We start from the raw sequence: 12,340 nt of genomic DNA on the forward strand, positions 1-12,340 counted from the left end.
CTCGCCGGCGGCGGCCGCGCCGCACGGGCCGAATGCGCTCGGAGCCACGGCCGCCGTCCGGCTATGCTGCGGGGTGCGGGCCGTTAGCTCAATTGGCAGAGCAGTGGACTTTTAATCCATTGGTTGTGGGTTCGAGTCCCACACGGCCTACCCGCAGGCGGTTGGTCTCGCCACCGCTGTCCTGCGTGAATGCGGCCCCACCGGTTCGGACCGGTGGGGCCGCAGCCTCTTCCCCAGGCTCCTGCGTGAGCGATCCGTGAACGGAAGGGCCGGCGGGCCACGTCTTCCGTGCCCGACCGCGGCGGCGGCGCGCTCGGTCAACTCCTCGGTGGCTTCGCTCACATGCGGAAGGCCGTCCGCCGGCCACTTCCAACCATCGGCGTCCTCGCGGGTGTCGGCGGGTGTCGCCACGGCCGCCGGGTGCCGACGATCCCCGGCCTCCGGGCCCGGCATCCTCCCTGCCCGGGGGTGCGGCGGCGGGTCTTGGGCTCGTCACTGACGTGTCACGACACAGCCACTACGTCTGTAAACCGAGTTCACATGCCCAGCGCCAAGGCATACTCATTTTCGCCAACCCGCATATGCCATCCCTGGGGGGAACAAATGCACGCGAAGTTCGCCATGCCCATCGTGGCCGTCGCCGTCCTCGCCGCCGGCCTGACCGCCTGTGCCGAGCCGACGACCATCAGCACCAAGCCCGTCAAGACCGAGGCCGCCGGCAAGGACGGCGGCGCCGGCAAGCCCGCGAAGTCCGCGGACGAGCCGAAGGAGGACGCCGGCATCGGCGACACCCTCAGCCTCCACGGTATGGACGACGGCTCCCGGATCGACGTCACCCTGGTCAAGTGGGTCGACCCGGCCAAGAGCAGCGACGAGTTCATGACCCCCGCGAAGGGGAAGCGGTGGGTCGCCGCCCAGCTCCGCCTGACCAATGCCGGCACCGCCGTCTACTCCGACAGCCCCGGCAACGGGCTGACCGTCACCGACACCGACGGACAGCAGTTCCAGACCACCTTCGGGGAGGTGACCGCCGGGCCCGCGATGTCCAGCGACCTGCGCCTGGCGAAGGGTGCCAAGGGTCTCGGGTGGGTGGTCTTCGAGGTCCCCAAGGCGTCGAAGATCACCAAGCTCCAGATGGCTCTCGACAGCGGCTTCGCCGACGAGACCGGCCAGTGGAACGTCAAGTAGCCGCCGGGGAATCGCCGTCGCGGTCCTGAGGGCGCGTCGGGGTGTCCGGTTCGGGGCCCGGGCGCCCTACCGCGGGGCCCCGTCCGGAGTGCATCCGGACGGGGCCCGAGGCGTTCGCGGGGTCGGACGGCGGGGTCAGCCGTCGCAGAACTTGAGGCGCTTCAGCGTGTCGTTGATGGCCTTGCCCTGGGCTTCGGTGAGCTGGTTGTCGTGGTACGTGAAGCTCCGGGCGGCCTCCGCGTCCGCCTGGGGGTCGTTGCTGTTGATGGCGCCGCACAGGTTGCGGGCGGCGTCGATGGCCTTGTCGGGGTCCTTGGCGAAGTCGGGGTTGATGGCCTGCAGGGCGGCGATGAGCGCGGCCCGGTCGGCTCCCGTGGGGGAGGCCGGGATCCCCGCCTCGGGCAGGGACTTCTCGGGGTCGGCCTGGGAGACCGGGGACGCGGACGACACGGCGGTCTCGGGCGCCGTGGCGGCGGTGTCGGCGGAGGAGCTGCAGCCGCTGAGGGCCGCGCCCGCGACGGCGAGCAGCAGTGTGGTTGCGGCGATGTGTGTGCGCATGTCGGGATTATGGCCTTTCGCCCTGCCTTAGGTGGTGGAGGCGGCCCGCGGCAGGGGTGTGACATGCGGGGCAAGTCGTTGGCCCCGGGGTGGTGGTGACGGACGGGCAGGGCCCCGGCGGCCGCTATGCCGGGGTCGTGCCGCGGCGGCGGGCCTCGTCGGGGATGGGGAGTTCGAACCAGACGACCTTGCCCGTGCCCAGGCGCCGGGCGCCCCAGTGGTCGGCGAGGCGGTCGACGACGTACAGGCCGCGGCCGTTCTCGTCCTCCGGTCCGGCCCGGTGCACCCGGGGGACCAGGGGCGAGTCGTCGCCGACCTCGCAGCGCAGCACGTCGGTGCGCAGGAGGCGCAGGGTGATGGGGCGGGAGGCGAAGCGGACGGCGTTGGTGACGACCTCGCTGACGAGCAGTTCGGTCGTCTCCAGCATGGGGTCGAGGCCCCAGCGGTGCAGGGCGCGGCGGGTGAGGCGGCGGGCCCGGCAGGCGGTCTCGGGCTGGGGGGCGAGGTACCAGTAGGCGACGCTGTGCGTGGGGAAACCGTCGAAGCGGGCGGCGAGCAGCGCGATGTCGTCGTCGCGGGAGCCGCCGGGGCCGAGGTCGCCGAGCGCCTGGTCGCACAGGGCTTCCAGGGGCGGCGGGACGAGGTCGCGGCCGGGGGTCTGGATGCGGGCGAGCAGGTTCTCCACGCCGGTCCAGATGTCGTGGCCGCGGGACTCGACCAGGCCGTCGGTGTAGAGGAGCAGGGTGGCCCCGGTGGGCGCGGGCATCTCGACGGTCTCGAAGTCGATGCCGCCGACGCCGATCGGCGCGCCCGCGGGTACGGGCAGCACCTCGCCCTTGCCGCCGGGGAGCAGCACGACGGGCGGCAGATGGCCGGCGTTGGCGATCAGCAGCCGGTGCGAGATGGGGTCGTAGACCGCGTACAGGCAGGTGGCGATGTGCTCGATGCCCAGCCGCTGGGCCTGTTCGTCGAGGTGGTGCAGGACCTCGTCCGGGGGCAGGTCGAGGCCGGCGAGGGCCTGCACGCTGGTGCGCAGCTGGCCCATGATCGCGGCGGAGGTCATCGAGTGGCCCATCACGTCGCCGACGACGAGCGCGACACGGCTGCCGGGCAGCGGGATGGCGTCGTACCAGTCGCCGCCCACCCGCGCGGTCTCGGAGGCGGGCAGGTAGCGGCTGGCCAGCCGGACCCCGGTGGGCTCGGGGAGGGAGGCCGGGAGCATGGTGCGCTGCAGCGCGTCGGCGACGGACGCCTCGTGGCCGTACATCAGGGCCTTGTGGGCGCCGAGCGCGGTGTGGGTCGCCAGTTGCGAGGCGACCAGCAGGTCGTCGGCGGTGAAGGGGGCCCGCTCGGGCCGGCGCAGCAGGGTGAGGGTGCCCATGAGGCGGTTGCGGCCGTGCAGCGGGGCGATGATCAGGCGGCGGCCGGGTGGCAGCGTGCCGGGCGGCCCGACCACCGGGCCGAGCAGCTCCCTGACGGCGGTCGCGATGCCGGGGGCGTCGCCGAAGATCGGGCGGCCCTCCCGCAGCAGCCGGGTGAGCCGGCCGGTGGCGCTGAGCCGGACGCACTCCGACACCCCCTGCGCTCCGGGGCGGTTGACGCACCGCAGGGCGATCTGCGGCGGCTCCGGCGCGGCGGCCTCCGCGTCCGGTGACGGCAGTCCCGGTGACGGCCGCTCCGGGGTGCGCCGCCGGGTGGGGTGCAGGTGCAGGACGACGGGACCCGCGGTGTCCCGGACCTGCGTACCCTCCTCGGTCAGCAGCGGGTCGTGCAGATGGACGAAGATCGCGTCGGCGAAGGCGGGGACGGCCGCCGTGTCCAGCTCGCGCAGCGTCTCGTCCAGGTCCATGCCGGCGGCGATGCGCCGGGTCGCGGCGTCGAGGTAGCGGAGCCGGTCGGTCTGCGGCTGCCCGGGCGCGCGGGGCGCGTCGGCGTCCCGGGGCCATGGCGTGCGCCGCTCGGGAGGTTCCGCTCCGCCCCCGGTCGGGCCGGGGTCTTCGCCTGGGGTGCGGTGCCGCGCCACGTCCTGGTCCCGTCCCGCCTCAGCCGATCCGCCGGCAACAGAGGAACACCTGTTCCTCCGGCGGTACGTCGCTGAAGGCCGGGGCGTAGGTGTAGGAGAACTCCTTGACGATCTCGAAGCCGCCCGACTCGATGACGTGCAGCAACTCCTCCCTGAGGTAGCCGGAGACGCGGATGGTGCAGCCCAGGAACGGGATGGCGAAGTCGTCCACGTCGGCCTCCACCATCGACAGGGCGAACAGCCCGCCCGGGACCAGCAGATGGTGGATCGTGCGGAGGGCGTGCGGGATCTCGGCGCGCGGCAGCATCAGCAGGGAGAAGAAGGCCGCGACGGCGTCGAAGCGGCCCAACGGGGCCGGGCCGCCGGGGCGCAGGTCGGCGATGTCCAGTTGGTGGAAGGTGGCGTGGGGGACGTACGTCCGGGCCAGTTCGAGCATGCCCCCGGACAGGTCGATGCCCACGACGTCGAACGCCGCGTCGCTCAGCTGCCGGGCGGTGGGGAGTCCGGTGCCGCAGCCGAGGTCCAGTACGCGGGACCCGGGCGGCAGGGTGTCCACGAGCCACAGGCCGGCGGAGAACTGCCCCTCCTTGTGCGGGAAGGCCTCGTCGTAGCGGTCCCCGATGGCGTCGAACGCCTCGGCCTGGCCGCTCCGGTCAGGCCGGCCGCTCTCATAACCGCCCCACACGGTCTTGTCGATCACGAAAAATCCCTTTCGTGCCCACTTTGAATTATCCCATGGAGTCCTTTTGTCGCCTCTTGATGGAATCTGACCCTCTGGCCACGGGCGTCGCAGGAGCCACGGAACGCCACCGGAGTCACAAGGGGCGTCCGCTCCCTCTCTCTCCGTGCACGGGTGGTGCCGCCGTGCCCTCCGTTACGGACGGGGCGCGTGCGCCGGGGTGGACCACGCCCGTATCGTGGGGCCACCGCGAGCACGCCGGACCGGGGCCGCTCCGCCGCGCGCACGCCGCCGACGCCCACCGCACTTGCCACGAACCGGACCTCATATGACCGCACCCTCCTTGCACAGCACCGCCGACATCGCCTCCCTCCCCGCGGAGGCGCGCGACGACCTGCGCGCCTACGCGGAGCTCGGCGGCTTCACGCTGACGACCGACACCCACGCCTGGTACGCGGCCGTGGACACCGTCGCCGGCCCCGAGGAGGCCCGCGCCGCCTCCACCGTCCTCGCGGAGCTGCGCGGCCGTGACCTGCCCGCGCTGCGCTCCGCCGCACGCCGCCTGGAGGAGTCCGAGGCCCTGGGCATCGACGCCCCCCGCACGGTGGCCGAGAGCGGCCGGGCCGTTTCGCTGCTGCTGCGGGTACGCCTGACGCTGCGCACGCTCAACGCCGACGTGTACGACGTGGCCGAGGCCGAGCTGGACGACCTGGTCGCCGCCACCGCGAGCGGCGCCTGGCGCCGGGACCGCGGGGTGAAGGTCACCTGGCTGCGCCGCCGCTCGCTGCGGGGACGCGTCCGCGGGCTGGCCACCGGGCGGCCGCGGCGCGACGCCGCCCACACCGCCCTGGCCTCCGCGGCGTCCGAGCGCACCGACTGGGCCGCCCTCGGCGGCGCCGGCCGCCCGGCCGTTCCCACGGACGCGGACTTCCTCGACGACGCCTCCCGCGCCGCCGAGGCCGCCGTCGCCGGGCTCACCGAACTGGGCCGCCTCCTGCGCCCCGAGGCCGCGCTGGACAGCCTGCCCTTCGAGGAACTCGTGGAGCTCCTCGACCGCCTCGCCGCGGACGAGGGCACGCTGTACCGACTGCCCAACCTCAAGGCCACCCGCGACCGCCTGGAGGAGCAGGGCCTCGGCGCGGTGCTCGAGGAGCTGACGGAGCGTCGGGCGGACACGGCCGAGGTCGTCGCGCTGCTGGGCGAGACGGAGACCCCCGTCGTCCCCGAACCGCGCACCACGTCGGAAGCGGCGGAGGGGACTCCTGCGGAGCCGGAGGCGGAGGCCGTTGCCGAGGCTGCGGTGGTCGAGGCACCGGTTACGGAGGAAGCGTCGGCCGCTCCCGCTGAGGCGGAGGCGGAGCCGGTCGCCGCGGAGGCTCCTGCCGTGGAGCCCGAGCCTGAGCCCGAGCCGGTTGCGGAGGCTGCGCCTGTCGAGGCTGAGCCCGGGGCCGTCGTGGAGCCGGAGACTGCGTCTGCAGAGCCGGAGTCGGCGGCGGAGGAAGCGCCTGCCGCCGAGCCCGAGCCCGAGGCGGAAGCCGTCGCGGAGCCCGTGACGGTGGAGGCACCCGCTCCCGCCGAAGCGGAGCCTGTCGCCGAGGCGCCGGTGGTCGAGGAGGCGCCCGCCGCCGAGCCCGAGCCCGAGGTGGAAGCCGTCGCGGAGCCCGTGACGGTGGAGGCACCCGCTCCCGCCGAGGCGGAGCTTGTCGCCGAGGCGCCGGTGGTCGAGGAGGCGCCCGCAGCCGAGCCCGAGCCCGAGCCGGTCGTGGAGGCCGAGGCCCTCGCTGCCGAGCCCGAGGAGGAGCCCGCCGCGGCGAACCCGGTCGGACGGCGGCCGCGGAAGCCGACGATCACGCCGGGGAAGGCCGTGACGGCGTACTCGGCGGAGGAACTGACCGCGCTGGTGCGGTGGATCGACGGCGACGGCGAGAAGCGGTCGGACGACGAACTGCTGCGTGCCGCGATGAAGGAGCTCGGCTTCGCTCGGCTGGGGCCGCGCATCAAGGAGGCCCTCGGCGCCGCCGTGGCCGAGGCGCGCGGCTGACGCGGCCGCGCGTCATCCGGCGCGCGGCAGGGGTTTCGCGACGACCCGCACCAGGACGGTGCGGGTCGTCGCGTTGTGGCAGGCGTCGGTGATGGTGGCGGTGAACGCGTCGGTGCCGGAGAAGTCCTCGTGCGGGGTGTAGGAAAAGAGGCCGTTGCCCTGCTGGACGACGACGCCCCGCACGGGTTCGCTGTGGGCGGTGACGGCCGTACCGCTGCCGCTGACGCCCTTGAGGACGTCTCCGGTGGCGTGGCCGTGCGGGCCGGAGGTGACGCGCAGCAGGCCCGGTACGAGGACGGGGCGGGGGACGACCCAGATGCGGTGGGCGGCGGGGTCGGAGACGTACAGCCGCCCGTCCGGGGCGAGGGCGGTGCCCCAGCGGGTGCGCGGGGAGGGGTAGAAGAGGGAGCCGTCCTCCGTGACCGCCAGCCCGTGGACCTCGCCCGAGGAGACCCGGGCGGTGCCCGGTACGGGGGTGACGCGGCCGTCGCGGTCGAGGCGCCGTACGCGGCCGTCGACGACGGCGTAGACGGTGCCGGCCCGGTCGGTGGCGAGGGCGTCGACGGTGGCGCCGGGGAAGGAGCGGACCGGTGCCTTGCCGCCGGGTGGGAGCCGCCGCAGTCCGCCGGCCACGCCGCCCGAGACGTACACGGAGCGGTCGCCGCCGACGGCGATGGCGTCGTGCCGTCCGGCCTCGGTGAGCAGCGTGGTGGTGCGGTGGCCGTCGGCGCCCACGGAGACGGCCTTGCCCTCGCCGGAGACGTAGACCGTGCCGTCCGGGCCGACGGCCAGGCCGTACGGGGCGAAGTCGGTGGTCGCGAAGGTCGTGATGACGGGTGCGGCGCCGGCCGCGCCCGGGGTGACGCGGCGGACGGCGCGGTTGGCGGAGTCGGCGATGTAGAGGCGGCCCGTGGTGTCGGTGGCGAGCCCGGCCGGGTCGTGCAGGGTGGCCGCGGTGGCGGCGGCGCCGTCCCCGCCGTGGCCGGGCGCGCTGGTGCCGGCGTAGGCGACCGGGGCGCAGCCCGGGGCCGGGGCCGGGGCGGCGGTGCCGGGGGTGAGCAGGACGGTGGCGGCCGCGAGCAGGGCGGCGGCGAGGGCGGGCAGGTGGCGGCGGCCGGGCCGTCCGAGGGGTGGGCGCACGTCGGGCTCCGCGGGATGAGGTGGGGCGACCGGTACTGACGGGACGTCATCAATGTGGCAATCCCCGCCGGTCCCGGCGCGCCGGGTGACCCATCGGGGGGTCGCCCGAACGGTGGCGCGTCCGCGCCAGGGCCTCCACCGGTGGGTCCGGTGTCGCGGTTACGCCACGGCGGACTCGCAGAATTAACCTCATTGCCCTTGTCATGTCCGTTTCTACGCGCGTAACTTGAGCCGGTCCGCCGTGCGCTGCCCGTGGTTGACGGGCTGTTGGACCCGATAGGAGAAACCCTCGTGCCGATCGCCAGACCGAGCCGACACCGCAGCCGCGCCGCGGCGCTCGCGCTCATATCGACCGGAATCGCCGCGTCCGTCGTGCTGACCGGGCTGCCCGCCGCCCACGCGACCCCCTCCAGCGAGGCGGTCGTCGCCGAGGTGTACGGCGGCGGCGGCAACTCCGGCGCGACGCTGACCAACGACTTCGTGGAGCTCGCGAACGCCGGTTCGGCCGCCTACGACCTGGCCGGTTTCAGCGTGCAGTACCTGCCCGGTACGCCGTCCGCCTCCTCCAAGTGGCAGGCGACCGCGCTGACCGGGTCGATCGCCCCCGGCGGCCGCTACCTCGTGTCGGAGTCCGCCGGCACCGGCGGCACGACGCCCCTGCCGGCCGCCGACGCCAGTGGCGCCATCGCCATGAGCGCCACCTCGGGCACCATCGCCCTGGTCAACGGCACCACCCCGCTGACCTGCATCACCGCCGCCGACTGCACCGCCGACCCGCGCGTGGTCGACCTCGTCGGCTTCGGCACCGCGGTCGTGCGCGAGGGCAGCGGCCCGGCGGCCGGCGCGAGCAACACCGCTGCCGTCGCCCGCGGCGCGTCCCTGGCCGACACCGACGACAACGCCGCCGACCTCACCGCCGGCGCGCCGACCCCGGTCAACGCCGCCGGGCAGACCCCGGGCGGCGGCACCCCGGACCCGACGCCCACCCCCGAGCCGACCGAGCCCGGTACCACCCGGATCCACGACATCCAGGGCACCACCCGGGTCTCCCCGCTCAAGGGCCAGACCGTCACCCGGGTCCCCGGCATCGTGACCGGCGTGCGGACCACCGGCTCCAAGGGCTACTGGATCCAGGACCCCGAGGCCGACACCGACGCCCGCACCAGCGAGGCCGTGTTCGTCTACACCGGCTCCGTCACGCCCACCGTCGCGGTCGGCGACAAGGTGCTGGTGACCGGCAAGGTCTCCGAGTACTACCCGGGCACCGGCAGCCAGTCGGTCACCGAGGTCACCGGCCCGACCGCCACCGTGCTCTCGGCCGGCAACGCCCTGCCCGCGCCCGTCACGCTGGACGCCTCCACCGTCCCGGCGGCGTACGCGCCCGACGCCGACGGCGGCAGCATCGAGGGCCTGCCGCTCGACCCGGCCGGGTACGCGCTGGACTTCTACGAGGCCCACGAGGGCGAGCTGGCGCGGTTCTCCGACGCCCGCGTCGTCGGCGGCACCACCCCGTACCACGAGGTCTGGGTGACGGTGAAGCCGGCCGAGAACCCCACCCGCCGCGGCGGCACGGTGTACGGCTCGTACGCCCAGCCCAACACCGGCCGGATCAAGGTCATGTCGATCGGCGCGGGCACCGACGTCCCGACCGCCGACGTCGGCGACAAGCTGGCCGGAACCACCACCGGAGCGATCGACTACGACGGCTTCGGCGGCTACAACCTCCAGGCCACGCAGCTGGGCACGCTGGTCGACAACGGCCTGGGGCGCGAGGTGACCCGCAAGCAGAAGGGCGGCGAGCTCGCGGTCGCCACCTACAACGTGGAGAACCTCGACCCCGCCGACCCCGCGGACAAGTTCGCGCGGCTCGCCGACGGCGTCGTCACCAGCCTCTCCTCGCCCGACATCGTGGCGCTGGAGGAGATCCAGGACAACAACGGCGCCAACGACGACGGCACGGTGGCCGCCGACCAGACGGTGCAGAAGTTCATCGACGCCATCGTCGCGGCCGGCGGCCCCCGCTACAGCTGGCGCTCCGTGGACCCCACGAACGACACCGACGGCGGTGAGCCCGGCGGCAACATCCGCCAGGTCTTCCTCTTCAACCCGCATCGCGTGCAGTTCACCGACCGCGCCGGCGGCGACGCCACCACCGCGGTCAAGGCGGTCAAGACCCGCAAGGGCGCGGAGCTGTCGGTCTCCCCGGGCCGGATCAACCCGGGCAGCGAGGCCTGGAATGCCAGCCGCAAGCCGCTGGTCGGCGAGTTCCGCTTCCACGGGAAGCCGGTCTTCGTCATCGCCAACCACTTCAACTCCAAGGGCGGCGACCAGCCGCTGCACAGCGTCAACCAGCAGCCGGTGCGCAGCTCCGAGACCCAGCGGAAGCTGCAGGCCACCGAGGTCAACACCTTCGTGAAGTCGCTGCTCGCGGCCGACCGGGACGCCAACGTCGTGGTTCTCGGCGACCTCAACGACTACGAGTTCTCCGGCACGGTGTCCACCCTCACCTCGGGCGGCGTGCTGAAGGACCTGCTGACCACGCTGCCCAAGTCCGAGCGCTACACCTACGTCTACGAGGGCAACTCGCAGTCGCTGGACCACATCCTGCTCAGCCCGGCGCTGCGCGACTTCGACTACGACGTGGTGCACATCAACGCGGAGTTCGCCGACCAGGCGAGCGACCACGACCCGCAGATCGTCCGCATCAAGCCGGACGGCTGCTGACCCACCCCTGCCGAGGGCGGCACCGGCGCGACGCCGGTGCCGCCCTCGCGGCGTCGCGGCGTCGCGGCGTTACGGCGTCACCGCGTCACCGCGTCACCGCGTCACCGGGGGTCGGGCTCCGGGTCGGCGAACCCGCTGGCCGGCGTGTCGGCGCCGGTCCACGCGGCCAGCAGCTGCAGGGCCGCCTCGGAGGTGGAGCCGGGCTCGGCCGTGTGGATGCACACGAGCTGGTCGCTGTCGCCGGGGAAGAGGACGTGCTCGTACGACAGGGTCAGGTCGCCGACGACGGGGTGGTGGTAGAGCTTCACCCCGTGCAACCTCTGCCGCACGTTGTGGTCGGCCCACCAGGCGCGGAACTCGGCGCTCTTGATGGTCAGCTCGCCGACCAGCTCGGTCAGCCCCGGGTCGTCGGGGTGGCGCGCCGCGTCCAGGCGGAGGGCGGCGACCGCCTCGGCGGCGTGCTTGTCCCACTCCCGGTACAGGTCGCGGGCCGCGTCGTCGAGGAACATGAAGCGGGCGAGGTTGCGGTCGCGGTGCGGCAGCGCGTCGAAGTCGGTGATCAGTGTGCGGGCCAGCCGGTTCGCGGCCAGCACGTCCGTGCGGCGGCCGATGACGAACACGGGGGTGCGGTCGCCCAGCAGGTCCAGCACGCGGTGGACCTCGGGGCGCACCCGTTGCGGCCGCTGCGGCCTGCGGCGGGGCGGGGTGCGGTGCCGCGCCAGCTCGAAGAGGTACGCGCGCTCGGCCGCGTCCAGTCGCAGGGCGCGGGCGACGGCGTCCAGCACCGCCTCCGAGACATTCAGGTGCCTGCCCTGCTCCAAACGGGTGTAGTAATCGGTGCTCACCCCGGCCAGCCGCGCCAGCTCCTCCCGCCGCAACCCCGGCACACGGCGCGGCGCACCGCTGACGGTGATGCCGGCGTCCTGCGGGCTCAGCCGGTTCCTGCGGGCCCGCAGGAAGTCCCTGAGCTCGGCGTTGTGCTCCATGTGTTCCAGTATGGGCGGCCGATCATGAGGCGGCCCGGCGCGGCCGGACCCGCCGGCGGCTACCCGGACGGAGGCCTCTCCTCCAGGCGGTCCAGCCGTTCCAGCCGCTCCTGGAAGCGGTCCAGCACCTCCCTGAGCCGTTCCGCCTCCACCAGCAGCTCCTCGTGCAGCGGTTCCTCGAGCAGCGCTTCCTCGGCGGCGCCCGGTCCGGGCGGTTCGCCGGTCACGTTCACCCAGGGCCCGGCCAGCCGCGCGAACTGCGCCGGCCGCAGCACCCACAGCCCCGCGGCGCAGCGCCGGCAGGACGCCGTCAGCGCACGCCAGCCCGGCAGCCCGGTGCCGTCGCGCACGAACACCCGGGCGGCCCGCCCGCACCGGCAGGCGCCCATGCGCACGGTGCGCACCCGCTGCCGGGCGTAGCGCGTCCCGCGCTCGTACCGGGTGTACGCGCCCAGCACGCTCACCTGGAGCACCACCGCGTCCCGGCAGTCCGTCGCGCAGGTCAGGGCCTGTGCCTCGGCGGCCGTGTGCAGGCAGTAGAACCCGCAGTCGCAACCCCGGGCCGGGCTGCGGTGCCGCCGCCCGTAGCCGCACACGGCGTCGTCGAGGGCGCCGTACACGATCCGCCCGCCCAGCGACACGCCCCGGAAGCCCACGCGGGCGCCGTCGTGCGCCAGCATCGGGAAGGCCAGCTTGTACCCCGTGGGGGGCACCGCCGGCCGTTCCTCGGGCAACCGGCGGGCGAACCTCACCGTGCCGCGGCCTCGGCGGGCTCCGCTGCGGCGTCCGGGGCGCGGCCGGCGGGGGCCTTCTCCTCGTCCGCGAGCCGCTCCCGGCCCGGGAGCTCCTCGTCCGTCTCCTCCGCGTAGCCGTTCGCCAGTGCCCTGCCCAGCTTCATTGCGGCCTCCAAGATCGGGCGAATCCCCCGTACGGGGGGGTACTCGGGCATCATGACGCACCGGGCCGCCGCCGGGGTAGGGCGCCTCGGCGCCCGGCCCGCC

The 12,340-nt window shown here is 74.3% G+C and carries 10 protein-coding genes and 1 tRNA gene; 4 read left to right on the plus strand and 7 right to left on the minus strand.

Going from position 1 to position 12,340, the window contains the following annotated elements:
• Window positions 1–77 precede the first annotated feature (77 nt).
• Window positions 78–150, plus strand: a tRNA-Lys gene (locus PV410_RS05265).
• A gap of 453 nt (window positions 151–603) precedes the next feature.
• A complete protein-coding gene (locus tag PV410_RS05270; RefSeq protein WP_500322623.1) occupies window positions 604–1,188 on the plus strand; it encodes a DUF4352 domain-containing protein in 585 nt (194 codons plus the stop codon).
• Between the two features lie 135 nt (window positions 1,189–1,323).
• Here PV410_RS05270 and PV410_RS05275 read toward each other — a convergent pair whose 3' ends face one another.
• The 3 genes from PV410_RS05275 to PV410_RS05285 form a co-directional block, all read right to left on the minus strand.
• Window positions 1,324–1,746, minus strand: coding sequence for a hypothetical protein (locus tag PV410_RS05275; protein ID WP_500322624.1), 423 nt, complete (start codon window positions 1,744–1,746; stop codon window positions 1,324–1,326).
• A gap of 124 nt (window positions 1,747–1,870) precedes the next feature.
• Window positions 1,871–3,769: a SpoIIE family protein phosphatase gene (locus PV410_RS05280; RefSeq protein ID WP_500322625.1), complete on the minus strand. Its 1,899-nt coding sequence runs from the start codon at window positions 3,767–3,769 to the stop codon at window positions 1,871–1,873.
• A gap of 19 nt (window positions 3,770–3,788) precedes the next feature.
• Window positions 3,789–4,469, minus strand: a complete 681-nt coding sequence (locus tag PV410_RS05285; protein ID WP_500322627.1) for a class I SAM-dependent DNA methyltransferase — start codon at window positions 4,467–4,469, stop codon at window positions 3,789–3,791.
• A 307-nt stretch (window positions 4,470–4,776) separates the two neighbouring features.
• Here PV410_RS05285 and PV410_RS05290 point away from each other — a divergent pair, with 307 nt between their 5' ends.
• Window positions 4,777–6,489: a hypothetical protein gene (locus PV410_RS05290; protein ID WP_500322628.1), complete on the plus strand. Its 1,713-nt coding sequence runs from the start codon at window positions 4,777–4,779 to the stop codon at window positions 6,487–6,489.
• 12 nt (window positions 6,490–6,501) lie between these two features.
• Here the strand turns inward: PV410_RS05290 and PV410_RS05295 are convergent, their stop codons facing one another.
• The gene (locus tag PV410_RS05295) at window positions 6,502–7,629 is read right to left on the minus strand and encodes an Ig-like domain-containing protein (RefSeq protein WP_500322629.1); all 1,128 of its coding nucleotides are present in this window, start codon (window positions 7,627–7,629) and stop codon (window positions 6,502–6,504) included.
• A gap of 345 nt (window positions 7,630–7,974) precedes the next feature.
• Between PV410_RS05295 and PV410_RS05300 the strand changes: the two genes are divergently transcribed.
• On the plus strand, window positions 7,975–10,353 hold the full coding sequence (locus PV410_RS05300) for a DUF8508 domain-containing protein (RefSeq protein WP_500322759.1): 2,379 nt from the start codon (window positions 7,975–7,977) through the stop codon (window positions 10,351–10,353).
• 101 nt (window positions 10,354–10,454) lie between these two features.
• Here PV410_RS05300 and PV410_RS05305 read toward each other — a convergent pair whose 3' ends face one another.
• Genes PV410_RS05305 through PV410_RS05315 form a run of 3 tightly spaced genes read right to left on the minus strand, consistent with a single transcriptional unit; the run spans window position 10,455 to window position 12,237 of the window.
• Complete coding sequence (locus tag PV410_RS05305) at window positions 10,455–11,339, minus strand: helix-turn-helix transcriptional regulator (RefSeq protein ID WP_500322630.1); 885 nt, start codon at window positions 11,337–11,339, stop codon at window positions 10,455–10,457.
• A gap of 59 nt (window positions 11,340–11,398) precedes the next feature.
• Complete coding sequence (locus tag PV410_RS05310) at window positions 11,399–12,052, minus strand: hypothetical protein (protein WP_500322631.1); 654 nt, start codon at window positions 12,050–12,052, stop codon at window positions 11,399–11,401.
• A gap of 35 nt (window positions 12,053–12,087) precedes the next feature.
• Window positions 12,088–12,237: a hypothetical protein gene (locus PV410_RS05315; protein ID WP_500322632.1), complete on the minus strand. Its 150-nt coding sequence runs from the start codon at window positions 12,235–12,237 to the stop codon at window positions 12,088–12,090.
• Window positions 12,238–12,340: the final 103 nt, after the last annotated feature.

Source organism: Streptomyces sp. PA03-5A, from assembly GCF_033792725.1.
Classification (GTDB): domain Bacteria; phylum Actinomycetota; class Actinomycetes; order Streptomycetales; family Streptomycetaceae; genus Actinacidiphila.